The sequence below is a fragment of the Kordia sp. genome (genome assembly GCF_965283645.1).
In the GTDB taxonomy this organism is placed as follows: Bacteria; Bacteroidota; Bacteroidia; order Flavobacteriales; family Flavobacteriaceae; genus Kordia.
Map to the genome: position 1 here is coordinate 1,485,001 of NZ_CBDIPG010000001.1, position 26,192 is coordinate 1,511,192.

Genomic DNA, 26,192 nt, shown 5'->3' on the forward strand with positions numbered 1-26,192 from the left:
CCAGGTGGGTTACTTATCACTTTCGCTTAGCCACTCAGACCGAAGTCCAAACAGCTAGTAACCATCGTTTACGGCGTGGACTACCAGGGTATCTAATCCTGTTCGCTCCCCACGCTTTCGTCCCTCAGCGTCAGTATATAATTAGTGATCTGCCTTCGCAATCGGTATTCTATGTAATATCTATGCATTTCACCGCTACACTACATATTCTAACCACTTCATTATAACTCAAGTTATTCAGTATCAAAGGCAATTTTACAGTTGAGCTGCAAACTTTCACCTCTGACTTAAACAACCGCCTGCGGACCCTTTAAACCCAATGATTCCGGATAACGCTTGGATCCTCCGTATTACCGCGGCTGCTGGCACGGAGTTAGCCGATCCTTATTCGTAGAGTACCGTCAAACAAATACACGTATCTGCGTTTCTTCCTCTATAAAAGTAGTTTACAACCCATAGGGCAGTCTTCCTACACGCGGCATGGCTGGATCAGAGTTGCCTCCATTGTCCAATATTCCTCACTGCTGCCTCCCGTAGGAGTCTGGTCCGTGTCTCAGTACCAGTGTGGGGGATCCCCCTCTCAGGGCCCCTATCTATCGCTGCCTTGGTAAGCCGTTACCTTACCAACTAACTAATAGAACGCATGACCATCTAATACCGATAAATCTTTAACTATAATCTCATGCAAGATCACAGTACCATGGGATATTAATCCAAATTTCTCTGGGCTATCTCCCTGTATTAGGTAGGTTTCATACGCGTTACGCACCCGTGCGCCGGTCGTCATCTGTAGCAAGCTACAATGTTACCCCTCGACTTGCATGTGTTAAGCCTGCCGCTAGCGTTCATCCTGAGCCAGGATCAAACTCTTCATCGTTGTTTCTTTAATATATCTTCAACTTCAGAAAAATTATCGTATCTCAAAAGATGTCTTTGCTTATGTTTTTATCATTATATCGTTTCCAATATAATTGCTGCTAATCAATATGTCAATGAACTAATATTTCTCTATTTCCTAAACTTCCTTCCGAAAGCGGGTGCAAATATAAAACCCTTTTTTCATTCCAACAAAACTTTTTGAAGATTTTTTTTAAAGCTCTTTTCAAACTTTTTGCCTCTATCAAAATATGTCTCAAAAATCAGAACTTACTGAACTAAAACGTTCCCGTTTTTAGCGGATGCAAACATACAACCTTTTTGTAAAACCCAAAACTTTTTTAACCTATTTTTTGAAAAAAATCAAAATCTTAAAAAATCAATATATTATCAGAACTTCTCAACTAAATCGTTCCCTCTTTAGCGGGTGCAAATATAAATACCTTTTAATTATACGCAACCATTTTTAAACCTTTTTTTAGTGTTTTTTTAAACTTAAATCATAACAATCTAAATACAAGATATTTGCAACATACTTTTTTTTGAAAATATTTTATATCATCTTCTATTGTGATCAAGCTGCATATATTTTACAACCTTTTAGGGGTAACACAGGTAAAGTTTTAATTTTAATGAGCGCGTCAAACTTCAATCAGTAACCTTTGTAAAAAAAGGGAAATAAAGCTAATGATTTTTATTGAATCTCGCAACTATTTCTTTTTCTGATCTTTAGATGACCATTTGTCCGTTAATTCTAGATATGAGAATGATAATGCCGAAGCTTGACTTTCTAGTTGTTTTTTGTAGAAAGCTCTTTGAAGTATGTCTTCTATTAGATAGTCTTCATGATTAGACTCTGGTTTGAATTCTTTTTTGAGCGAGATATCAAATAGATTTGCCGTAGTATTGTACCAAAAAGCTTTCCAGCCGCTTCGCAAACGCTTTATTAGATTGAAAGCAGTATCGCCTGTTTGACGGTGAATTAGCTTTATAAGTATTTGACCTTCTGTTTTTGTTAGCTTTTTTAGTTTCGCAGAGAGTTCTTCTTCTATGAATTTTTGAACTCTTCGTGTGTATCTTCTTCGTTTCGATTTGGAATCTATTGTATTGAGTCTTTCATTTAATACTACTAAACGTTCCGCCGCCATTTTCGCATACGGATATACTTTTAGCGTTTTTCTTCTTAATATAAGGTATCGAATACGTTCTTCCTTTGATGTAAATTTTAGTTTGTTGAATATGATGACTTCTGCGAGATCAATATGTGAACGCGGAATGGTGTCTCCTTCTATTAGAAACTTTTTTGTAGCAGTTGTGTCTTGCGTCATGATTTGCGCATTTCCTGTATAAGACATCAATACTATTAATATGAGATAGATTTTTTTCATTTTCTATTTAAAATTCTTTCAAATTTTGTTCCAAAAATAATAATTCGTTCTGTTATAACTATTAAATCTATTTTAATATTATTATTTTCGTTTGAATTAAATTAAAATTATGGCAAAAAAGAAGATTATCAATAAGAAGTCGATGGCTTTTTTAGAGAAATATTTGAATAATGCAGCTCCAACTGGATATGAATGGGATGGACAGAAGATTTGGATGGATTATTTGAAACCTTATGTTGACGAGTTTGTTACAGATTCATACGGAACCGCTGTTGGAGTTATTAATCCAAAAGCAAAGTATAAAGTTGTTATTGAAGGGCATGCCGATGAAATTTCTTGGTACGTTAATTATATTACAGATGATGGTTTGTTGTATGTGATTAGAAATGGTGGAAGTGATCATCAGATTGCACCATCTAAATGGGTTAATATTCACACGAAGAAAGGAATTGTAAAAGGCGTTTTTGGTTGGCCAGCTATTCATACAAGAAATAAATCGAAGGAAGAACCACCAAAATTGGATAATATTTTTATTGATGTTGGATGTAACACAAAGAAAGATGTTGAAGAACTTGGCGTACATGTAGGTTGTGTAATTACATATCCGGATGAGTTTCACGTGTTGAATAAGGATAAGTTTGTGTGTAGAGCTATTGATAATAGAGCTGGTGGATTTATGATTGCCGAAGTTGCGCGCTTGTTACATGAGAATAAAGTGAAACTTCCGTTTGGATTGTACATTACGAATTCGGTTCAAGAAGAGATTGGTTTGCGTGGAGCAGAAATGATTACGGAAACTATTAAACCAAATGTTGCTATTGTTACAGATGTTTGCCATGATACTACAACTCCTATGATTAATATGAAGACACAAGGAGAAACTAAAATGGGCGATGGACCTGTTATTTCGTATGCGCCAGCTGTTCAGAATAAGTTGAGAGAACGTATTATTGATACTGCTGAGACGAATAAGATTCCTTTTCAACGTATGGCTTCAAGTCGTTCTACTGGGACAGATACAGATGCTTTCGCGTATAGTAATGGCGGCGTTCCTTCTGCATTGATTTCGCTTCCGCTTCGTTATATGCATACAACTGTGGAAACTGTACATAAAGATGATGTTGAGAATGTGATTCGTTTGATTTACGAAACATTACTTACTATTAAAGATGGTGAAACGTTTAGTTATTTTGAATAGATTGGCTTTTATCAGATTATAGAATTTAGATCGCTTTGCAGCTAGATTTTAGAGATAAAACTCCTTTTTAGTATATATAATAGAAGGTAACAATTAAACCAAACTTGATTTAGTTTCAAGTTTGGTTTTTTTATGAGCATTAAAAATTAGTTTGATGCGTTTCTGGATCAAATTCAGAATGTAGCTTCTAGAAACTTTTCAGATAACCTTTTATTTTTTCTATAAAAAAAGAACTTCTCTTTGTATTGCTACAGAAGAGAAGTTCTAACTAAAAAAACTAAATAATGTTTCTTTACCCTAAGTTACGCATCGGCAATTCTTTTATAATTGCAAATTTATTTAAGATAGATCGTTAACTCACATTTACCTCATCATTATATGGTAGTTGATGAATGGTAAAAATGTCCTTTTATTAAACTCATCAATCTTTTATCAAATTACCAACACGCAGTTAGGGCTTAATATCCAGCATTTTGTTGTGTATCCGGACAGGCATTGATTTGATTTTGCGGAATCGGAAATACCAATTCATTCGCATCAAAGGAGAAACCTTCTATTGTAAGCTGTCTTCTTTTAAAATCGTGCAAATATTGTCCTTCAAAAGCTAATTCAGAAACTCTTTCGTTGAATACATTTGTAATTGTAGCAGTTATACTGGACAATCCTACTCTGGTTCGTACAGCATCTAAATCTTGTTGTGGCGTTGCGCCAACAGAAGTTCCAAGTTCTAGGTTTGCTTCTGCTCTTGTGAGTAGTAATTCTGGCAAACGAACCATTTGAACATTTCCAAATTGATTGTACCATTTAGTGGTATAGTTTCCAATAATCATGGCTATATTCGGGTTTGCATTTACGCCTCTGTTTTGAGAGGTTAGAAAGCTGGCAAATCCTGCAGTTATTCTTACATCACCTCTACCACCTTGCGTACTTGGTGCCCAAAAAGTGTTCATTCCGTTAGCTCCATCAATTTCAGAAACTTGTACTGAAAAGATATCTTCAGACGTGTTTGCATCTTGCGCAAAAGCAAATCGGTAAGTAGGAACCATACTTGCTCCGGAATCATTTATGGCTTCGTTAGCGGCATCTCGTGCTCCCGCAAAGTTTCCCATTTGTAAATGAACTCTTGCCAGGACAGCATTTACCGTCGCTTTGTTTGCATATATTCCATTACTGGATGGAACTAATGCACTAGCCGCGATTAAATCTGCTAAAATTCTGTCATATACTTGTTCTACCGTACTTCTTGTGTTACAGTTAGATGAAATATCTCCTCCATTAAAAGGACTTGCTTCCGTTTTTAATACAATTCCTGGATTTGAACTCGCATTTCCATCACTGTATGGTTTTGCAAATAGTTTTACCAATTCAAAATGAATTAACGCTCTTGCAAAAAGTGCTTCACCTTCTACTCTATCTTGTGCTGCATCATTTACAACATCAATGGCTTCTAATACTAAATTTGCTCTGTTAATGGTACTGTAACCAACATTAAATATGTTATTGACTCTACTATTTGTTGTTAGTATTTGCTTGTCTACTATTTGTTGTGGATCGTTAAAAGTTCCACCAAACATTATTCTGCCATCAGCACCTAACAGTTCTGATACAAAAATTAAATCTCCGCCAAGTAACGCTGTGCTTGACATTGTATTGTAAACGCCATTGAGCGCTCCAATTACTTTTTCGTTGCTATTTAATGCGCTACTGGCACTTAACGTGTTCAACGGTTCAACATCTACATAGTCTTCACATGAAAATGATAGATATGCAATGACAATCATTATATAATTTATATACTTGTTTTTCATCTGTTTATTTTTTTAAAATCCAACTTTTACTCCTAGTGTTACTGTTTTTGCTTGTGGTGCCGAATAAAAGTCTACACCTTGAAATATGTTATTTCCATTTGCTAAAAAGTCTGTACTTACTTCTGGATCCCATCCATCATATTTTGTGAATGTTAATAGGTTTTGTCCTGTGACATAGATTCGTAGATCCGTAAGCTTTATTTTTTCTAATAGTTTTGGACTGAAGTTGTATCCTATTGAAATGTTTTTTAATCGCACATACGAACCATCTTGTAAAAATCTGCTAGAAGCCGCTGTTCCATTTCCTCCAACTAATCGTGGTTGTGGAATGTCCGTGTTTGGATTGTCAGGCGTCCAATAGTTTAACTCACTTAGTAATTGATTGTCTATAAAATCGCCACCAACCATAAATCCGTCAGCCGCTTTGTGAATTTTGTTTCCTTGTACCACATTGAATAAGAAGCTAAAATCAATATTTTTGTATCGTAATTGATTACTGATTCCTGCAATCCAATCTGGATTTGGACTTCCTAATACTGTAAAGTTTGCAGCATTCGGATTGTTTGTAGTTCCGTCCGTACCATCATTTAAGAAATATAAAGCATCACCATTAGCTGGATCAACGCCTGCATATTCTCTTCCAAAGAAAACACCAATTGGCTCACCTTCTATTAATGCATTCATGTAACTATCATTTGTACTTAGAATTGGTTGTCCATTGATCAATTTTGTCACTTTGTTTTCATTATTTGAAAAATTGATATTGGTTGTCCATTTAAAATCTTCAGTATCTACATTTATCGTATTTAAAGTCACTTCAAAACCTTTGTTTTCTATGTTTCCAACATTTGCAGAGAATCCTGTAAAACCAGAAGTTGCGTCAATAGGTCTTCTTTGAATTAAATCTTCTGTTTGTTTTTTGTAGTAATTCAATTCAAGATTTATTCTGTTATTCCAAAAACCTAATTCCAATCCAACATCAAACGTTGCCGTTGTTTCCCAAGACAAATCATTGTTTGCGAGTTGCGTTGGCGATAATCCTGCTAATTTGTTGTAAGCTACAGGTGAGAATAAAGCCAAGCTTGGAAAACCATTAAAGTTGTTTCCGTTGATACCGTAACTACTTCTCAATTTCATAAAACTGATTACTTTTGAATCTTTTAGAAACGATTCTTCCGAAATTTTCCAAGCCGCCGAAACTGCTGGAAAGAATACACCGCCGTCAAATGCTGAACTTGCGTCATATCTTCCTGTAAATCCTACAATATATTTGTTGTTTAATTTATAGGTTGCTCTCCCAAAGTAAGAATAGAAACCATTGTTTGCTGTAGAGCCAAAAACGCCGGTAGGAACGGCTCCAGTCCCCGTTTGATCTAACCCTGAAATAAATCCAGTAGCCGTTCCTCCAGCTATTTCTGTTCTTGTTTTTTGCGCTTCAGTTCCAATAACTAGGTTAATATCATGTGCATCATTGAACTTTTTATCTATGGTAGCATACACTTTCGGTGAGAATGTTTGAAATTTTGTAATCGTCGTTGAGCCAAATCCTCCAGTAACTTCATTTCCTTGTGTATTATCGTTTTGAAATACAAATGCGCTACTTGCACCTCTATCTAAACCAAGTTCACCACGGATATTTAGCCAATCTGTAAGTTTATAGGTTGCATATACGTTTGCTAAAATTCTGTCTGAAGTGGTATTTCTTGTCGAATTTGCATCTTCTATAAGTGCGCTGTAATATCCGCTAATGATACTTCCAACCTGATCGTACCGAATTAGGTTTCCATCTTCATCTCTTATTGGAGAAATTGGTGCTTGTGCTACCAACTGAATTGGCGTCGCAAATGCATTGTCACCTGCAACACTATTGGTTTCCAGTCTACTTATTGTTGTGCTAATTCCTATTTTCATACGATTTCCAACATCATGTTCGTAATTTAGAATACCGTTGAGTTTTTTTAGATTGTTTCCAATCAAAATACCTTCTTGATTGTCATATGACAGATTTGTGTAGAATCTGCTTTTTTCAGTTCCGCCAGAAGCGCCAATACTAAATTGTGTCAATTTTGCATTTCTAAACGCCAAATCTTGCCAATCAGTATCAACATCTTGTCCTTGCGATAAATCATCCAAAATTATATCTGCAAAAACATTTCCTGTATCATCACCAAATGAATTAACAGCCGCTACTCTAAAAAAGTCTCTGTATTGTGCAGCATTCATATAGTCTCTGAGATTTGTAGGCTCACTGAAACCGTTTTGAAAGTCAACTCTGAATTTAGTTTTTCCTTCTTTTCCTTTTTTTGTGGTGATGAGTACAACTCCATTTGCACCTCTTGAACCGTAAATTGCAGTTGCGGCGGCATCTTTTAGCACTTCTATTGAATCGATATTATTAAAATTGATATCTCTCGTTCCGCCAGCAATTACCAAACCATCAACTACATACAAAGGCTCGTTGTTTCCACCAATTGAGTTGGTACCACGAATTCTTACTTTGATTGCACCATCAATTTTCCCGCTTTGACTTTCTATGAAAACGCCGGCAGCTTTACCAGATAATGCTTCTTGTACAGAAGCAACCGGTACATTGTCCAATTCATCCGATTTTATCTTGGTAATCGCTCCCGTGTTATCTACTTTGCTGGATTTCCCATATCCAACAACTAATACTTCGTTTAACAACGTAGTATCTTCTTCCATGGTAATATTTATAATAAGCGCATCCGCTATTGTTTTTTCTTGATTTTTAAATCCTATATATGAAAACACTAATACGTCTCCTTTTTTACAACTGATTGTGTAATTTCCGTCAAAATCTGTTTGTGTTCCAGTTGTTGTGCCTTTGACAATAATGGTAACTCCTAATAATGGTGTTCCTTTGTCATCCACAATGTTACCTGTAACATTTTTTTCTTGCGCTAATACTATACTGACATTGAACAGTAATAGTAGCAACATTTTAATGTAGTTCTTTTCCATTGAAATAACTTTTTTAGTTTATACTCCTTTATGTGCTAAAAAAGTGATGGTGAAATTGATACGTGCAGGAATACAGTTTTAGAGAAAGTATACAGAAATCACGCTACTTTTTTTGCTATCATAAAAGAACTACTTCCGTTATTTTTTTTGGGGAATCCCTATAAATGTTACCATTACCGAAGAATGTTTACCTTACGTTTACTTCTGAATGCTTGATTTGTTTTCAACTATTACAAATGAATTACAGGCTGAAAATATGTTTAATGATTTTGATATGGAATGAAATTGATTTAGTTTTAAGATTTACTAAGCGTAAGCGGTCTAATTAAAAAAAGTAAGATAAAATGCCTTTTCCCATTGAAGAAAAATATATTTTAAAAATAGAAACTGATTTGAATGTAAAGTTTCCAGCTGAATTCAAAAATCGAATGATTCAATTAAATGGTGGCGAAATAGTGACACGAAAATATGCGTTTGGCCTGTATCCCTTTTTTGATACATCTGACCGAAAAAGAATCAGCAGGACTTGCAATCATATCGGACTTGAAACTAAAAATGCTCGTGAATGGAATGGTTTTCCTAAAAATGCAATCGCTATCGGTTCAGACGGAAGTGGTGATCAGATTGTATTGACTCATAACGGAGATGGAATTTTGACTAACGAAATTTATTTCTGGAACCATGAAACGAGACACGTAAAGAAAATTGCAGAATCCATTCTTCAGCTTTCCTCTAAAAAAGACAATTCATTTTGGCAACGAATTAAATCAGTGTTTAATCGTCATGATTAACCAATAAAATCATAGAAAACCAAGATCTCGCTTTTCAGCGAGATTAGTTCAACTTACAATTTTGAGTTCGTCTTCCAGACTTCTCAAATTTGAGTTTCATTAAACTACGCCACACGCACAGCTTTCAAATATTGTGAAGGCGTTTGTGCAAAATGCTTTTTGAATGTTTTATTAAACGTTACTTTATTGTTAAACCCAACTTCGTATGCAATATCAATAATATTCAAGTTACGATGTGTGTCGTTTTTTAACAAATGCGAAGCTTCCGTAATTCTGTATTGATTGATCAACTCAAAGAAATTCAATTGAAAATGCTCATTGATAACTTGCGACGTGTTATGCCGCGTAGTATTCAACATCATAGAAAGCTTTTCTAAGTTGATATCATTCATTTTATATATTTTCTGATCATTCAATAAGTATAAAAGCTCTTCTTTTAATTCATTGGACAAACTTATCGTTAATCCTGAATTTCTATACTTATCCTTTATTCTTATAATGTACGTATTCGTAATAATTTTTGGCTGAATGTACGCCATGAAACCTATATATAAAACCATGGAAGTCATAATCCATATTTGAAAATGATATAAAAATTCACTTTTAGGAATCACACGAATAACCACTAAACAATACACTGAAAAGCTTACTATATATAGAAAAATTAGACCTACTAAATTTCGTTGCCACTTTTGTACACGTTGACTAATTTTAGGATTCTTTCGAATATCTCTATTGTATATTTTTAATACAAAATAACCATATCCATAAAGTAATATAAATTTCACAAAAACCATTGGCGGCAAAAATGATGCATAGTTAATGTTGCTTGTGTTTAGCATTATTTTCAATTTTTCTTCTTCTGGAAGCACCAATAATGGAAACAATACTACTATAATTACCAATGTAGGAATGAGATGTACTAGATGTTGTTTTTTAAATACATATTTTTCGGTAATACTTTTAAAATAGAAATACAACAATGGTCCATCTACAAAAACTATTACGGTTGACATAAATAACGCATGTGGAAATCTAAAGTTTAAATTTGAATCGTACAGAAATAAATGAAGTATAAAAAATGAACGTGCAAGTATAAAAACACTTATAAATGCAATCGCGTTTCTATTTTTATTCCGCTTAAAATTCATGATGATCGCAATGAAGAAACCTATCAATGAAGAAAATAAATAGAATAAATTGTACCACGTAAAGTTCAAACGATACTTTTTAACTATCTTTTGAAAAGGCGTAGTATGTTTCATTGCGACGAATTCACTGTCGTGGATAAAGTTAAATTCATAGCTCAACTTTATATACTTATTTGCAATACAAAGTAGCTTTTTCCACTTCACGATTTCGCGCATGTTCTAGTGCTAGTTCTTTATAAATAGGAATACTATCTATAACACTAGTTGTTGATTTTAAATTGGCAGTATCAGTAGAACTTAGGGATTCTTTTGATACGGCGCTTTGCAATTTTGTAAACTCCGTTTGATGGTTAGGGTTATTAAGGCTGTGTCCAAAGACACACACATCAGGGTTGAAAAAAATAAGAACAAATACCATCAAACGTGTTATTTGAATTAGTCCTTTCATAGCAATACGGTTTACCTAAATATACGATTTTATTCGTACAAAACAGCCTGTTTTGGTGTCTCCCGATAAAGTTTTACCTTTTTTATTGTGAATTATGAATAAAAATAAGAAGCTATTTCCTATTATTATTATGTTAATTAAATACTAGTTTAGATTTTCGTGTAAATAGTACTTAAAAGAAAAACTAAGTTATAACATTCATAATTTCAACAAAACATAAGCAACTAATTATTAATAAAGAAAAAGTTACTACTTCTATAACTTACAATTCATAAATATCGATTATATATATTTTTTTTAAACACTATCATTCAATAGCTTTAAATGATTAATAACTATAAACTATATATTATGAAAAAAAAAGATTTAAAAGGTTTGTCATTGAACAAAAAATCAGTTTCTAATTTAAATGAAGATTTAATTACTGGAGGAGCTGAACCATTAAGAAAGTTTACAAATGGGTGCACTGATGGGTGTACACCTTTCCAAACTGCTTGGAATTGTTCTAGAGGAAATTGTACAGGTGATTGTGATGGCGGAGCATCTTATATTTGTTAGAAGTAATTAGATTCGATCTAATATCTTTATAATAGCAATTAATTAAAAAAGCGAACTTTTTATAGTTCGCTTTTGATTTTTTATATAGTTTGATTTCGATACTATCCTTTTATTTTCTTCTCTTTTACCGTTCCGTATTTGTCAAATAAATAAACTAATGAAGTCATGGTTGCCGCACCCAATTCTAATTCACGTTTATTTACGGCGTCAAATGTATCGTTTGAAGCATGATGATGATCAAAATAACGTTGTGAATCTGGTCGTAAACCAGCCAATACAATTTGATCGTCTTTTAATGGTCCAATATCTGCGCCACTTCCGCCTTTTTCAAAGTAATGAATCAAATACGGTTTGAATAATGCTTTCCAGCTTTCCACTTGTGCAAAGTTTTCAGGAGAGCAATCGAACGAAAAACCTCTTGGCGTAAATCCGCCAGCATCACTTTCCAATGCAAATATGTGTTTTTCACCTTTCTTTTTGGCAACTTCTGCATATTTACGTCCACCGCGCAATCCGTTTTCTTCATTCATAAATAAAACGACTCTAATGGTACGTTTTGGCTTGTATCCTGTTTGTTTCATCAAACGCAACACTTCCATACTTTGTACAACACCAGCACCATCGTCATGCGAACCATCTCCTAAATCCCAAGAATCTAAATGTCCGCCAACTATTATAATTTCATTTGGAAATTCGCTTCCCGTAATTTCACCAATTACATTATGCGATTTTACATCTGCATATTGTTTGCAAAACATAGAAAATCCAAACTTTGTCTTTGGATTTTTTTGTAATTGCTTGCTTAATAGTTCTGCACCATTGGTACTTATTGCCGCCGCAGGAATTCTGTCAGCTACAGCCACATCTTCATATCCCATACTTCCAGTGTGCGGATAATCGTCCAAACGTAAATTCATTGAACGTACAACAACACCAACAGCTCCATATTTTAATGCTTCTTTTGCACCTGCATATCGTTGATCTACACAACCGCCATAGGCTTCAAACGTGCTTATTAAGTCTGCTTGCATTGGACGATTGTAGAATACTATTTTTCCTTGTATTTTATCTTTTCCAAGATTTTTTAAATCATCTATACCTTTTACTTCAATGATTTCAGCTTCTACGCCACCACTTTTTGTAGCTACAGAACCGCCTAATGCGCAAATTGGAACTTCTATTTTTCCAGAATTTGTTAAAATATATCCTTCTTCTGCATCACCGCGTTCCCACTTTGGCACCATTACTTCTTGCAACCAAACTTTGTCTAACCCTAACTTTTCTAGTTCAGCTTTAGTGTATTGAACTGCTTTTGCGGCATTGCTCGAACCTGACAATCGTCCGCCAATTTCATTCGATAAATGATCTAACCAAGCATAACTTTGTCCGTTGGTTAAGGAAGTTGAATATACACTTTTAAGTTGTTTTTCGTCTGCATTTTGCGCAAATCCAATACAAGCTGATAGGTATACTAATATGATGAGTTTTTTCATTTTGGGTAGTGTTAAGATATTATTCTGATTCGAGTTGTTTTTTATATTCTTCAAGATTTGCTTTGATATCGTCATCCAGTTCTGGTTCTTCAATATCTGTGTATTTTTTTAAAGTATCGTAAATTGTTTTCACCACAATATAACGCGCCGTTGGTTTGTCATCCGCAGGAATTGTATACCAAGGTGCATGTGGCTTGCTTGTTTTGTTTAATGCATCTTCGTAACAATCTTGGTATTTGTCCCAAAGTTTACGTTCTTTTAGATCGCCAGGAGAGAATTTCCAGTTTTTTTCTTTAAGTTCTAAACGACGTAAGAGTCTATTTTTTTGTTCTTCTTTTGAAATGTTTAGGAAAAACTTAAAAATAATTGTCCCGTTGTCGGAAATATGTTTTTCAAAATTGTTGATTTGTTCAAAACGTTTCGCCCAAAATTCATCATTTATAGCATCTACACTTTCCACTCCTGGAATATTTTCACCCATAATGTAATATGGATGCACGCGTGTAACCAATACATTTTCGTAATGTGTTCTGTTGAAAACAGAGAATTTCCCTCTTGCTGGCAACGCAATGTAATGTCTCCACAAATAATCGTGTTTCAATTCCAATTCGGTCGGCACTTTAAAGCTATGCACTACAATTCCACGTGTATTAAAATCTTTAAAAACTTCACGAATCAAACTGTCTTTTCCAGCCGTATCCATTCCTTGCAAACATACCAATACAGCATATTTCCCATGTGCATATAGCGTATCTTGTAGTTTTCCTAAATCTTCACGAACATCTTCAAGTTCTTTTTTGATTTCTTTTTTAGATGCTCCAAGATCAAATTTGGTACTAATTTCACTTAATTTAATAGGTTTGGTTACTTTAAATGTGTTTGTATCGAAATGCTTCATGCGTTACTATTTTTCTTTGAGTGCTAAATATACGGATTGTCCCTCACTTTTTTTGTAGTTTAGCCGCTTCAAATTGAACTTGTGCAAACTTTTTTGGTTTAAGCGAAAATTAGAAATTTTAAGTTCTGTTGAATCCTTTTTTAAGTTTCATAGCAATGCTATAGAACGGGAAAAAGACAAAAACAGGGTGAAAAATAGTAATTTTTCAGTAACTAAAGAAAACTTACACAAGTGCATTATCCCTGTTTTATGAAGTATCAAAAATTAGTTTTCGTATTGTTTTTGTGTTTAAATTCGTTTGTTTTCGCGCAAAGCGATCAAGATTCTATTCCTCCATTTACAAAAAATGGAATTTCAAAACCAAGTATTGTATCTACAAATCCATTCGGAATTTTTATTTCGCGTTTGAATCATAATTTTAAATTAAAAGCTTCAAAACGTACTGAACTTAGTATTAATTTGGAAAGTGGAAATGTTTGGGGACCAAATGTTAAAACCTATATTCCTTCGAACGAATCCGATAGAAATGGTTTGATTGGAATTCCTTGGTATAGTCGTCAGTTTTTCTTTGATGGAGACACACAAGATGCACAATCGTTTGAAATTGAAACTGATGGTGTTATTAAAGGTTTGCGTGTCGATCTTACGATTCCTATTGCAAAAAATCAAGAATTAGTTGTTGGATTGAGAGCTTTTATGCTGACAAATGGAAAGTTTCCGTTTTCGATTTTTACCAATGATAAGTTTATTGAATTTTTCCATGAAAATATTGCTGGTGGAAGCGATCCTTTTGATAGAAAAGTGTTTGGTTTGGATAAAGCAAGTATTAATTATACCGATAGAAACGGAAGAAGATTGAACGTTGGAAACGGTGATTTTTTAACTGCCGGAATTGAAACACATTACTATTATTATCCTAAAATTTGGAATGATAAGAAGATTTATTTGAATTTTGGCGGGCATTTAGGAACAAATCTTTCCAAATATAATATGTCTATGGATATTGGTTTGTCTGCCGCAGGTGTAAAACAATTCGATTTGAACGATCGAAATTTTATATTGTTTGGTTTGGGAACAAATATTCTTCGTAAGAATGCTCTTGATTTACAAAGTGACAATCTTGATTTTGGCACGAACGATTTTATCGGAAGTTTGGAAACGAATGTTGAATATACTTTTTTATCGCAAGGAAAAACCTATCACTCTTTTGGTTTAAATTTTTATGTTCAGACTAGCCTACATAAAAAAGAAGAAGACGAATATAATGTGTATATCCGAGATGATGAAGCGTTTAATTCTTGGGGGCATGGAACGCGTCATTTGTATAAGAACAATAATTATTGGACGTTTGTATATACGTTTACACGAAAAATATCGACTTCAATTTACATTCAACAAGATTTTACCGTGAATAACAATCCTGATTTACAGACAGGCGTGAGTGTGAAGTTTGGGATTTAGAAATTTAAAAATGATTAATGTAGGTGTCACAGATTCTAAGTACTTCTCGATACAAAAAATCATAGATTTTCCAATCGAAGTGACGCTTTAGAGAAATCTTCTGTATGTAATTTTGAGTTGCATGATCATCAATTTCAATGCCATCGAGATTTAATTAAAACTCTGATTTTACTAGTTTCTCGACTGTGCTCGAAATGACAATTTTTAAATCGCTTCGCTTCTAGACTTTTAGCTCGTTTATAGTAAGATTAAAAATTGTACAGTACTTATTTTGAAAACTTTCAATACAAATTCTCGTTATCATGTAAACTCACTCTCATGAAAAGTTGAATTGAGTAATTTAACATTGGAAATGATATTAAAACTACTTCGAATATGTTTCCGCTACATAATCGCCCCAATCTGCAATCGATTGAATTAACGGAATTAAGGTTTTGCCGAAATCTGTAAGTGAATATTCTACCTTTAAAGGTGGTTTGGATGTGTATACTTTTCGCTTTACCAATCCATCTTCTTCCAACGCTTTTAACTGTAAACTCAAGGTTCTTTCTGTTACTGTAGGCATCGATTTCCGCAATTCACTATATCGCAACTTTGTATGCATCAAATGAAAAAGAATAACTGATTTCCATTTTCCACCAATAATTCCCATCGTTAAACTAGCACAGCAAGGATATTCATTATCTCTAAACCTAAATAATTTGGGCTCTTTTGTTTCCATAAAAGTATACTATCATTTTTGACCGTTATTGCAAAGGTAAATTACTATACTTACTTTTGCAACTATAATTTTTATAGTAACTAAAAAGATAGATATGAAAGCAATGCTTATTACTGAATACGGTGAAAATGCTGTATTTGAAAAACAAGAAATAGCAATTCCAAACTTACAATCAGGAGAAGTATTAATCAAAATAGCCGCATCTAGTGTAAATACCGTAGATACAATGATTCGGAAAATGGGGAAAGACTTACCTTTATCTCCAGATGCACCAGCAATTCTGGGAATGGACTTTGCTGGAACTATTGAATCTATTGCAGACGATGTTACCAATTTTTCTGTTGGTGATGAAGTATATGGTTGCGTTGGTGGTCTTGCAGATTTGCCTGGCACATTGGCTGAATATGTTGCAGCTGATAGTAAATTGATCGCAAAAAAACCAACAACTATTTCTATGAAAGAAGCTGCGGCACTTCCCTTAGTTGGTATTACAGCGTATGAAGGTTTGGTGCGTGCTGGTATTACAGCTGGACAAAAAGTGTTGGTTCATGGTGGTTCGGGTGGTGTTGGTCACATTGCTTTACAATTAGCAAAATACTTTGGAGCAGAAGTATATTCAACAGGTGGCGGCGAAAAACAGATAAAACTTATCGAACAATTAGGCGCAACTGCAATTAATTATAAAACTGAAGCTGTAGAAACATATGTTGAGCAGCATACAAATGGTACTGGATTTGATATTGTATACGATTCTGTTGGCGGAGGAAATTTAATAAATTCGTTTAATGCTGCAACACTAAATGGACATATTGCAACTACGGTTTCTATGTGTGAATTAGACTTAACATTAGCACATTTTAAGGGATTATCATTACATGTTGTATTTATGTTGATTCCAATGTTGCACAATCACAAACGTGAAGCACATGGAGAAATACTCAGAAAAATAGCAAAAATTGTAGAAAATGGCGGATTGAAACCTATTGTAGATACACAATCATTTTCATTGGAAGAAGTAGGAAAAGCACATGCACATTTGGAAAGTGGACAAGCAATGGGAAAAGTAGTTATTGAAAATTAGACATAAAATAATCTATGATGAAACATCTGTTATTAATTATGAATCACACGACCGAATGATAATTTGGATGTTCCATATGACCATTAAAAAAATAATACATATTAACACATGAAAACAATTGTAATTACAGGTAGTACTGATGGAATTGGAAAATTAGCCGCAACCAAATTGGCGAAAGATGGACATCAAATTATTGTGCATGGTAGAAGTGAAGAAAAGCTTCAAAAGACACTCGCTGAGATTAAAGAAATTTCAGGAAATACTTCGGTTGATGGTGTTATTTCTGATTTATCAGATTTCGGAAGTATTCAAAAAATGATAGCTGAACTCAAAAAGAAAACACCAAAAATTGATGTTTTAATCAATAATGCAGGAGTTTTAAAAAGTAGTATTCCATCAAATAATGATGGTTTAGATTTACGATTTGCTGTCAATTATTTTGCACCATACTTATTAACGCAAGGATTAATTCCATTACTTAAAAAAAGTAGCTCTCCAAGACTTATTAATTTAAGCTCAGCCGCACAAGCTCCTGTTTCTTTGGAAGCCTTAGAAGGAAACATAGCATTATCAGAACAAGAAGCCTATGCACAAAGCAAACTAGCATTGACGATGTGGAGCTTTTATCTTTCACAAAAATTAGATTTCTTAAATGTAATTGCAGTTAATCCAGGTTCCTTATTAAATACAAGAATGGTACAAGAAGCTTATGGACAGTTTTGGTCATCAGCAGATAAAGGTGCTACTATTTTATACGATTTAGCAAGCTCAGAGGCATATAATGACAGTACTGGACAATATTTTGATAATGATAAAGGAACTTTTTCCAAAGCACATACTGATGCGTATCAGCAAGAAAAATTAGAGCGATTGATTGCCGAAACTAAAAAAATATTGAAGGTTTAGCATGAGTGTTTTTAGTAACATAGCAACCAAAGGCAAATTAACATTAGGATTGGTGTTTCCAATTGAAGCTTACAAAGGTGCTGTTGCAAAAATGGAACAGCAAGAATATCTTGCCAAACGCGCTGAAGAATTAGGTTTTAAAGCATTATGGTTTCGGGATGTGCCTTTTAACGATCCTAGTTTTGGCGATGCAGGACAACTATATGATCCATGGATTTATATGACGCATATTATGAATCATACCAAAGAGATTGCGTTAGCTACAGGAAGCATTATTTTACCATTGCGACATCCTGTACATACAGCAAAATCGATCAATAGTCTGCAGTTGCTTTCAAATGAACGACTTGTGTTAGGTATAGCTTCTGGCGATAGACCTATAGAATATCCTGCGTTTAATCAAGAATTGAGTCAAAAATCTGAGTTGTTTAGAGATAGCTTTTTTTACATTAAAGCATTGCAAAAAGATTTTCCAAGATATAGTTCAACGTTTTATGGAAGTACAAATGGCAGAATTGATGTGCTACCAAAATATCATAAAAAAACTCCAATGCTGGTTACGGGACATTCAGGACAATCGCTGGATTGGATTGCTGAACATGCAGATGGTTGGCTGTATTATCCTAGAGATTTTAACACCTTACAACTAGTTATGAACCGATGGAAAGAAGCGTTAGCTAAAACTGAACAAGATTGGAAACCGTTTATGCAATCGTTGTATGTTGATATAACCGAGAATTCAAAAACAAAACCATCTGCGATTCATCTTGGATTTAAATCAGGAATAGACTATTTAAATACACATTTGAAATTATTGGAATCGAGTGGTGTAAATCATGTCATGTTAAATTTAAAATACGGTTCACGAACCGCCGAAGAAATGCTAGAAGAGATTGGGACGCATGTGATTCCTAATTTTTCTTGATGTATCTAAATTAAAACGCAAAAAAAATCAGCTCGTAAAGGCTGATTTTTTTATATTATTTAGAAGCAAATAACTTCACATCTTGTTCTGTAACTTCTTTTCCTCCAAGAATGATAAGTCGTTCTATAACATTTCGAAGTTCTCTAATATTTCCTGTCCAATCGTATTCTTGTAATAATTTAACAGCTTTATCTGAGAATTTCTTTGCAGCTGTACCTTGCGCTGTAGAAATTTTTCCTGCAAAGTAATTTATCAATAATGGAATGTCTTCTCTTCTATCATTTAGTGCAGGCACTTTTATTAAGATTACGGCTAATCTGTGGTATAAATCTTCGCGAAAATTTCCTTCTTCAATTTCCTTTTTTAAGTCTTTATTGGTTGCCGCAACCACACGAACATTTACTTTAATATCTTTATCACTTCCAACACGTTGCACTTTACTTTCTTGCAATGCACGTAATACTTTCGCTTGTGCAGAAAGGCTCATGTCTCCAATTTCATCTAAGAAAATTGTTCCACCATTTGCGGCTTCAAATTTTCCTGCTCTATCTTTGTTTGCACTTGTAAAAGCACCTTTTACATGTCCAAAAAGTTCACTTTCGATCAATTCACTTGGAATTGCCGCACAGTTTACTTCAATCATTGGTCCTTTACTTCGATCACTTTTTTGGTGTAACCAATGTGAAACCAATTCTTTTCCTGTTCCGTTTGGTCCAGTAATTAACGTGAGTTCGATATAACTTTTAGAATAGAATGAGTTGTTTAGTGTCTACCAGATCCTTTTTCAATGATGGTTTTTTCTCTGTAAAATTATACGCTATTAGTGCAGAAAAGATATTAGTAAAATAATTAACTGGACTTCTATGTCTTGAATGTTCTACTTGAAAAATATTCTTTAATTGATCAAAAATAGTTTCAATAATCGCTCTTTTTCTTAAATGATATGCATCCATTAATGGTGTGACACATTTAGTTTTCATATTTCTTTTGAGCTTTGTTACAAGATGAATTCCGTTAGAAAATAAATTCGTAAATAGCTCTTTAGATAGATAGCCTTTATCTCCAAATAATTTACCAAATAACTTTTTCAAAAAAGAAGCTGTTTTTAATGGTTTTCGATCATCAACATTTCCCTTAGTCAGCATAAAATCTATGATTCCTCCACAATCATTAGTTACAATGTGGAGTTTAAACCCATAAAACCAACCCAAAGAACAATGACCTCTTTCTGCTAATTTTTTAAAAGTTTTGTGGCCGTTAATTCGTCTGTTATGACAAACTCTAAGTGGTGTAGAATCTATAAAACTAATTCCATTACATTTAGCCAAACCAAGTGTTTTTAAGTAAATAGCTAACGGCATAAAACTTTGTTGTTTTAATTCAACCATTCTGTTATAACTTACCAAATCAGGAAAGTCCTTTTTAAGATACTTGCATACATATCCTATATAGAATTTTTTGAAATTCCTAAAGCCAGAAAGATGGAACAGCACCTCAATTGTCATTACTTCTGCTAAAGACATTTTACTTTTTCTAAATCGTTTTTTACCATTATCCAATAAACTTTTTTGCCAAAAAGGAACAAAATCTTTGCAAAAATCATCAAATGAACAGAAAATTTGTGTAATTTTAGTATCAGAAATCATAAGCAGATGTTTAGATAATGAATTGAAATTCAACACTTTAATTTACTAAATATTCTGCTTTTTTTATGTTAATTAATTGACTTTTTATATCGAACTCACGTTAATTAGTACGCGTGCATCTGTTGGTGCTACTTTCTCAATCATGTCTTTGATTTGATGAATCGCATCTGATTCTCCAATCATTTCATAATTTTTGCTCACTTTTTTCTTTAGTCGTTTGTTTTCAACAACTAATTCTTTTTTATCGAGCGCATTTCTTACCGTATTTAGTAATCTGTTTAAATCTGGCGGTTTTGAAATGTAATCAAAAGCTCCTAAACGCATTGTGTTTACTGCTGTGTCTAAATCTCCATGACCAGAAATCATTACAAAAGGTGTTTCAGGTTTTATCTTTTTTGCAGCTTCTAATACTTCAACTCCATCCATTTTTGGCATTTTAATGTCACATAATACCAAATCATAATCTTCTTTTTTGACCAATTCTATACCAACTAATCCATCTTCTGCTTCAGATACTTGATAGGTATCATTTTCTTCAGATAAGATTTTTACCAATACTCTTCGGATTGCCGATTCGTCTTCTATTACTAATATTTTAGGCATATTATTCTTTTTTTGTATTGTAAACATGCACATCTCGCTGTGGAAATGGAATGGTTATGTTGTTTTCTCTAAATAATTTATCTACTTCAAATCGCAAATCACTTTGTACTAAAAATGCTTTGAAACTATCCATGACGGTAAATACCAATTTGAAATCAAGAGAACTGTCTCCAAAGTTAGTAAAAAGCACCGTGGGTTCAGGATTTTTTATTACTTCTTTATGATTTGATGCCGCTTGAATTAATATTTTTTTCACCAAGTTTACATCACTTCCATAGGCAACACCAACGCTAATACTTTCGCGAGTGGTAACTCCGTTCTGCGTCCAATTATATAAACTATTCGTTAGGTATAGATGGTTTGGAATAATTAGCACTTTATTATCAATTGTTACAGCTCTTGTAGTTCTCAATTTTATTTCTTCTACACGACCAAGTTTGCCTTCCAATTCAATAATATCGCCTACATGTACTGTTTGATCTATAAGAATAAAAATTCCTGAAATGATGTCTTGAAATAAGGTTTGTAACGCTAACCCAATACCAATTAATAAAGCTGCTGAGGCCGCAAAAATTCCGGTAACATTTACACCAATCGCGCTAAGCGTTACCAAAACAATAACAACGTATGTGAACCAGGTAGTGTATGAAAAAACTGCTTTGAATTTTATTTTCCCATCATGATTCAATTTCCTAGTAATGATTCTTTGAAAAACCCTAATTAGTAAATTTGCTAATAACAATACTACACATAAAATAAGTATATGTTTTACACTTATCTCTATATTTTCACCTAGTTGAAAAGATGCATTTAATATGTTATTTAGTTCTTTCATTTAATACTTTAACCACTTGAATATTTCTTTGTAGCTTGGTTTTTTACCATACATTAAAATTCCGACACGATAAATTTTTGATGCAAACCAAACTGTTCCCGTAAAGGTAACATATAATATGGCAACTGAAATTAATTGTTGCCAAATTGGAACTCCAAATGGAATTCGCATTAGCATTACAACCGGAGATGTGAACGGAATGTATGAAAATAAGGTTGCAACAGTTCCGTGTGGATCTTCCAATACGGTGAAACCTCCAACATATACCGCCAACATTAACGGCATTATGATTGGCATCATAAATTGTTGTGTATCCGTTTCGTTGTCTACTGCGGCACCAATTGCGGCATATAATGAACTGTAAAGTAAATATCCACCAATAAAAAACACAAAGAATGCAATAACTAAGTTGGTTAAAGGCAAGCTTTGAAATACTTCAGCCACTTGCGTTTGGAAGTTTGCATCAACTTGTTGTAACGCTTCTTGCTGTTGTGCTAATTGCGCTCCTGCCAAGTCTACACCAAATACAACGGAGAAAATTAACACCATTATACCTCCTAAAATTAACCACATTACAAATTGTGTAACACCAGCCAATGACGTTCCTATGATTTTTCCCATTAGCAATTGCACAGGTTTTACAGAAGAGATGATGACTTCAATAATTCGGTTTGTTTTTTCTTCAATTACACTACGCATAATCATATTTCCATAGATAATGATAAACATGAATAGTAAATAACCAGCCGCTAAACCGAAACCAAGTTTGGAATAGTTGACAAGTTTTGAGGTACGTTCGCCCGTAAAACTTTCCTGAACAATACTTACGTCCATTTTAGATTTTTTCACCAAAGTAACGTCTACACCATTGTTTATAAAGGCTTCATCCGTTAGTCTTTTGCTGAGTTTTCGTTCTAAACGTGCTATGAATTTTAACGAAGGTGAATCTTCTGAATAGAATTTTATATGTGTAGAAATATCTTCTATAGCTTCCTTTTCTTGAATATGTAATAAGCCGTATTCTGCTGCGGCTTCCACTTGTTTTTTAGCTTCTTCCAAAGTAATGTTTGAAAGAATATTGTATGTCGTATTCGAATCTACATCTATATTTTCTGTAAATATTTCGGCAACTTTTCCTGTTTCATCTAATATGGAAACTGTACGCTCTTTGTTTCCGTTTATTTGTGTGAGATAAAAAATTAACATTCCCAATCCGATCATGATTAATGGACTTAAAAATGTCATAATAATAAACGACTTGTTTCTAACTTTTGTTAAATATTCTCTTTTGATAATTAGTGGTAAATGATTCATAGCCTAATTATTGTTTTCTACAGTTTGAATAAAAATATCGTTTACACTCGGAATAACTTCTACAAAATGATTGACGCTTCCTTTTGAAGTTAGATACGATAATAAATCGTTGGATGTGTCACCGTTTTTAAGTTTGATGTTTACTTTTAAATCATCATCAATTGATTTGAAGGTTGCATCTGTCAACTCAAATTTTTCATGTAATACTTTACGCAGTTGTTCATTGTCTGAAGCGGCAACTCCAACTTGATATGTGTTGCTTTTGTATTGACGTTTTACATCAATTAATTTTCCATCTAATACTTTATTTGATTTGTGAATTAACGCAATATGATCGCACATTTCTTCTACAGATTCCATTCGATGTGTCGAAAAAATTACTGTTGCACCTTCGTCACGTAATTGAAGAATTTCATCTTTAATAATATTCGCATTGATAGGATCGAAACCACTAAATGGTTCATCAAAAATTAACAACTTCGGTTGATGCAATACTGTTACGACAAACTGTATTTTTTGCGCCATTCCTTTAGAAAGTTCTTGAATTTTCTTGTTCCACCAATCTGTAATTTCAAATTTTTCAAACCAATATTGCAAACGCATTTTAGCTTCAGATTTGCTCAATCCTTTTAATTGTGCTAAGTACAATGCTTGCTCACCAACTTTCATCGATTTGTACAAACCACGTTCTTCGGGCATGTACCCAATATCTTTGATATGAAATTGCTGTAACGATTCGCCATCAAGCAAAACTTCACCAGCATCAGGCGCTGTAATTTGATTGATAATTCGAATGAGCGATGTTTTCCCTGCTCCATTTGGACCAAGTAGTCCAAAAATACTTCCTTTAGGAACATCTATGGAAACTTTGTTTAAAGCAGTATAATTGCCATATTTCTTTACGACTTCTTTGGCTTGTAAAATTGAACTCATGAAAGTTTTTTTATATAAGTAACGAGCTGGTATATTTTGTTACAGTACGTATTAAAATAAAAGGTGTTAAATCTGAGAATTTGCGCTTCTGTGGCATTAGTTCAACTTGTAATTTTGAGTCCATTTTTGTGAATTTTCAAAAATAAGCTTTACCATTATAAAGCAAAACCCACCCTTAATAGGTATCAAGGATGGGAAAAAATTGCTATGAAAAAGAAAAAATTACTGATCTGTTACGACCAGTAACTTATCAAAGATAGTTTTTTTTTCGTAATACCAAAAGAATTACGAAAACATGTCTTTTACTTTTTCAAAAAATGATTTGTCACTTTTTTCTGGACTCGGTACAAAATTCTCGTCTTCTGCCATTTTCTCAAAGAAGCTTTTTTGCTCTTTTGTCAATGTTTTCGGGGTCCATACGTTGATGTGAACTAATAAATCTCCTTTTCCGTATCCGTTTATACTTGGAATTCCTTTTCCGCGCAAGCGTAATATTTTTCCAGACTGTACTCCAGATTCTACTTTGATTCTGACTTTTCCAGTCACTGTATCAATCTCTTTTGAGCTTCCTAACGCCGCTTCTGAGAAACTAATGTATAAATCGTAGTGTAAATTATCTCCTTCACGCTTGAGCGCTTCGTGTTCTTTTTCTTCAATGGCAACTAATAAGTCTCCAGAGATTCCGTTTCCAGGTGCTTCATTTCCTTTTCCTGCAACTTTTAATTGCATTCCTTCTTCAACTCCTGCTGGAATTTTGATAGTTACAGTTTCTTCTGAAACTTTTAATCCATGTCCGTCAGCATCTGCTGGTTTTTTACTAATTGTTTGTCCAGCACCACCACATGTACTACATGTAGTAGATGTTTGCATCCTACCAAGTATTGTGTTGGTGATTCGTGTCATTTGACCAGAACCATTACACGTTTCGCATGTTTTGTAACTTACGCCAGGCGCTTGTATTTTTCTGCGAACTTTTACTTTCTTTTCAACACCATTTGCAATTTCTTCTAACGAAAGTTTTACACGAATTCTAAGATTACTTCCTTTTACGCGTCGTTGTCTTCCGCCACCGCCACCAAATCCGCTGAATCCGCCACCGCCGCCGCCAAAAGCACCGCCAAAAATATCACCAAACTGACTAAAGATGTCGTCCATATTCATGCCGCCACCAAAACCGCCACCGCCGTAACCGCCGCCGCCTTCAAAAGCTGCATGTCCATATTGGTCATAACGTGCTTTTTTGTTTTCGTCACTTAGTACTTCATAGGCTTCTGCAGCTTTTTTAAACATTTCTTCAGCTTCTTTATCATCAGGATTTTTGTCAGGATGATATTGAATCGCTTTTTTACGATATGCTTTTTTTATTTCTGCAGCAGTAGCACTTTTGCTAATACCTAATATTTCGTAATAATCTTGTTTCATTTTACTTTGCTTGTTTCAAAAGATTGTGCGTTGTGATCAACAACTTGTCGTCTTTTTTAAATTATTGTCCAACAACTACTTTAGGATAACGAATTACTTTTTCTCCTAAAGTGTATCCTTTTTCAAGAACGTCAATGATTTTTCCTTTCATTTCATCCGTTGGTGCAGGAATTTGTGTTACAGCTTCATGATCTTCTGCATCAAATACGTCTCCAGCTTTCACGGAAACTTCTCCTAAACCTTTGGCTTTTAGCGCTTCTCTTAGTTTATTACTAATTAGTTCAACACCTTTTTTCACATCTTCTGCATCTGTTTTAGCAATTTCTGCCAATGCTCTGTCAAAATCGTCTAAAACTGGCAACATGGCAACAACTACATCTTTACTTGCAGTTTTAAATAGCTCCATGCGCTCTTTGCTTGTTCTTTTTTTATAGTTTTCAAATTCTGCAAATAGACGTAAAAACTTGTCTTTTTCTTTTGCTAAATCTTCTTTCAGTTGTTCTTCAACAGATATTTCTTCTGTTGCTGTAGTCTCTTCAACAGTTGTTTCTTCTGCTTTAGTAGCTTCTGGTTGTACAACTTCTTGTGCTTTCTCTACTGTAGTATCCTTTTTTTTGCTCATGATGATATGTCCAAAAAATTTTTATTATTTTCTCTTAATGGTTTGCAAAAGTACTGCCAATTATGGAAAAATGTCAAAATGTCACCAAAAATATTTTTATTTAGTATGTATACATAACTTCAAGACATTTTA

General features: G+C 33.8%; 21 protein-coding genes, 1 rRNA gene and 2 pseudogenes (1 of these 24 running past the window's edge). 7 read left to right on the forward strand and 17 right to left on the reverse strand.

The window, feature by feature from the left end; genetic code table 11:
• Positions 1-877, reverse strand: a 16S ribosomal RNA gene (locus ACQ654_RS06355) (it extends 645 nt beyond the left edge of the window).
• A 709-nt stretch (positions 878-1,586) separates the two neighbouring features.
• A complete protein-coding gene (locus ACQ654_RS06360) occupies positions 1,587-2,264 on the reverse strand; it encodes a DUF4294 domain-containing protein (RefSeq protein WP_430409485.1) in 678 nt (225 codons plus the stop codon).
• Between the two features lie 109 nt (positions 2,265-2,373).
• On the opposite strand from ACQ654_RS06360, the gene ACQ654_RS06365 reads away from it, so the two are divergent.
• Positions 2,374-3,462, forward strand: a complete 1,089-nt coding sequence (locus tag ACQ654_RS06365; protein ID WP_430409486.1) for a M42 family metallopeptidase — start codon at positions 2,374-2,376, stop codon at positions 3,460-3,462.
• Between the two features lie 458 nt (positions 3,463-3,920).
• Here the strand turns inward: ACQ654_RS06365 and ACQ654_RS06370 are convergent, their stop codons facing one another.
• Positions 3,921-5,270 carry a RagB/SusD family nutrient uptake outer membrane protein gene (locus ACQ654_RS06370; RefSeq protein WP_430409487.1) on the reverse strand — a complete coding sequence of 450 codons (1,350 nt, stop codon included), beginning with the start codon at positions 5,268-5,270 and terminating at the stop codon, positions 3,921-3,923.
• 12 nt (positions 5,271-5,282) lie between these two features.
• Positions 5,283-8,252 (reverse strand): SusC/RagA family TonB-linked outer membrane protein, encoded by a 2,970-nt coding sequence (locus tag ACQ654_RS06375; RefSeq protein WP_430409488.1) that lies wholly within the window; start codon positions 8,250-8,252, stop codon positions 5,283-5,285.
• Positions 8,253-8,596: 344 nt separating this feature from the next.
• Here ACQ654_RS06375 and ACQ654_RS06380 point away from each other — a divergent pair, with 344 nt between their 5' ends.
• Complete coding sequence (locus ACQ654_RS06380) at positions 8,597-9,043, forward strand: SMI1/KNR4 family protein (protein WP_430409489.1); 447 nt, start codon at positions 8,597-8,599, stop codon at positions 9,041-9,043.
• A 104-nt stretch (positions 9,044-9,147) separates the two neighbouring features.
• Here the strand turns inward: ACQ654_RS06380 and ACQ654_RS06385 are convergent, their stop codons facing one another.
• Positions 9,148-10,059, reverse strand: a complete 912-nt coding sequence (locus tag ACQ654_RS06385) for a helix-turn-helix domain-containing protein (protein WP_430409490.1) — start codon at positions 10,057-10,059, stop codon at positions 9,148-9,150.
• 304 nt (positions 10,060-10,363) lie between these two features.
• Positions 10,364-10,642 (reverse strand): hypothetical protein, encoded by a 279-nt coding sequence (locus ACQ654_RS06390; protein ID WP_430409491.1) that lies wholly within the window; start codon positions 10,640-10,642, stop codon positions 10,364-10,366.
• A gap of 351 nt (positions 10,643-10,993) precedes the next feature.
• Between ACQ654_RS06390 and ACQ654_RS06395 the strand changes: the two genes are divergently transcribed.
• Entirely contained in the window at positions 10,994-11,200 is a 207-nt protein-coding gene (locus ACQ654_RS06395; protein ID WP_430409492.1) for a class I lanthipeptide, read from the forward strand.
• 101 nt (positions 11,201-11,301) lie between these two features.
• On the opposite strand, the gene ACQ654_RS06400 is transcribed toward ACQ654_RS06395, so the two are convergent.
• Entirely contained in the window at positions 11,302-12,693 is a 1,392-nt protein-coding gene (locus tag ACQ654_RS06400; protein ID WP_430409493.1) for a M20/M25/M40 family metallo-hydrolase, read from the reverse strand.
• A 19-nt stretch (positions 12,694-12,712) separates the two neighbouring features.
• Complete coding sequence (locus ACQ654_RS06405) at positions 12,713-13,591, reverse strand: PPK2 family polyphosphate kinase (RefSeq protein WP_430409494.1); 879 nt, start codon at positions 13,589-13,591, stop codon at positions 12,713-12,715.
• Positions 13,592-13,840: 249 nt separating this feature from the next.
• Between ACQ654_RS06405 and ACQ654_RS06410 the strand changes: the two genes are divergently transcribed.
• Positions 13,841-15,052 carry a hypothetical protein gene (locus tag ACQ654_RS06410; protein ID WP_430409495.1) on the forward strand — a complete coding sequence of 404 codons (1,212 nt, stop codon included), beginning with the start codon at positions 13,841-13,843 and terminating at the stop codon, positions 15,050-15,052.
• A gap of 364 nt (positions 15,053-15,416) precedes the next feature.
• Here the strand turns inward: ACQ654_RS06410 and ACQ654_RS06415 are convergent, their stop codons facing one another.
• Positions 15,417-15,773 carry a winged helix-turn-helix transcriptional regulator gene (locus tag ACQ654_RS06415; RefSeq protein WP_430409496.1) on the reverse strand — a complete coding sequence of 119 codons (357 nt, stop codon included), beginning with the start codon at positions 15,771-15,773 and terminating at the stop codon, positions 15,417-15,419.
• Positions 15,774-15,867: 94 nt separating this feature from the next.
• On the opposite strand from ACQ654_RS06415, the gene ACQ654_RS06420 reads away from it, so the two are divergent.
• The 3 genes from ACQ654_RS06420 to ACQ654_RS06430 all read left to right on the forward strand — a co-directional run bounded on the left by ACQ654_RS06420 (position 15,868) and on the right by ACQ654_RS06430 (position 18,685).
• A complete protein-coding gene (locus ACQ654_RS06420) occupies positions 15,868-16,854 on the forward strand; it encodes a zinc-dependent alcohol dehydrogenase family protein (protein ID WP_430409497.1) in 987 nt (328 codons plus the stop codon).
• A 108-nt stretch (positions 16,855-16,962) separates the two neighbouring features.
• Positions 16,963-17,760, forward strand: coding sequence for an SDR family NAD(P)-dependent oxidoreductase (locus ACQ654_RS06425; protein WP_430409498.1), 798 nt, complete (start codon positions 16,963-16,965; stop codon positions 17,758-17,760).
• A 1-nt stretch (position 17,761) separates the two neighbouring features.
• A complete protein-coding gene (locus ACQ654_RS06430; RefSeq protein WP_430409499.1) occupies positions 17,762-18,685 on the forward strand; it encodes an LLM class oxidoreductase in 924 nt (307 codons plus the stop codon).
• A gap of 55 nt (positions 18,686-18,740) precedes the next feature.
• Here the strand turns inward: ACQ654_RS06430 and ACQ654_RS06435 are convergent.
• The 8 genes and pseudogenes from ACQ654_RS06435 to ACQ654_RS06470 form a co-directional block, all read right to left on the reverse strand.
• Positions 18,741-19,409, reverse strand: a pseudogene (locus ACQ654_RS06435) (sigma 54-interacting transcriptional regulator); the annotation flags it as partial.
• A gap of 19 nt (positions 19,410-19,428) precedes the next feature.
• Positions 19,429-20,331, reverse strand: a complete 903-nt coding sequence (locus ACQ654_RS06440; protein WP_430409500.1) for an IS982 family transposase — start codon at positions 20,329-20,331, stop codon at positions 19,429-19,431.
• A gap of 102 nt (positions 20,332-20,433) precedes the next feature.
• Positions 20,434-20,934: pseudogene (locus ACQ654_RS06445) on the reverse strand (sigma-54-dependent transcriptional regulator); the annotation flags it as partial.
• 1 nt (position 20,935) lies between these two features.
• Positions 20,936-21,769, reverse strand: a complete 834-nt coding sequence (locus ACQ654_RS06450) for a mechanosensitive ion channel family protein (protein WP_430409501.1) — start codon at positions 21,767-21,769, stop codon at positions 20,936-20,938.
• A complete protein-coding gene (locus ACQ654_RS06455; protein ID WP_430409502.1) occupies positions 21,770-23,083 on the reverse strand; it encodes an ABC transporter permease in 1,314 nt (437 codons plus the stop codon).
• A gap of 3 nt (positions 23,084-23,086) precedes the next feature.
• Positions 23,087-24,016: an ABC transporter ATP-binding protein gene (locus ACQ654_RS06460; protein ID WP_430409503.1), complete on the reverse strand. Its 930-nt coding sequence runs from the start codon at positions 24,014-24,016 to the stop codon at positions 23,087-23,089.
• A 285-nt stretch (positions 24,017-24,301) separates the two neighbouring features.
• Positions 24,302-25,438 (reverse strand): molecular chaperone DnaJ, encoded by a 1,137-nt coding sequence (dnaJ, locus tag ACQ654_RS06465; RefSeq protein ID WP_430409504.1) that lies wholly within the window; start codon positions 25,436-25,438, stop codon positions 24,302-24,304.
• Positions 25,439-25,499: 61 nt separating this feature from the next.
• Positions 25,500-26,060: a nucleotide exchange factor GrpE gene (locus ACQ654_RS06470; protein WP_430409505.1), complete on the reverse strand. Its 561-nt coding sequence runs from the start codon at positions 26,058-26,060 to the stop codon at positions 25,500-25,502.
• Positions 26,061-26,192: the final 132 nt, after the last annotated feature.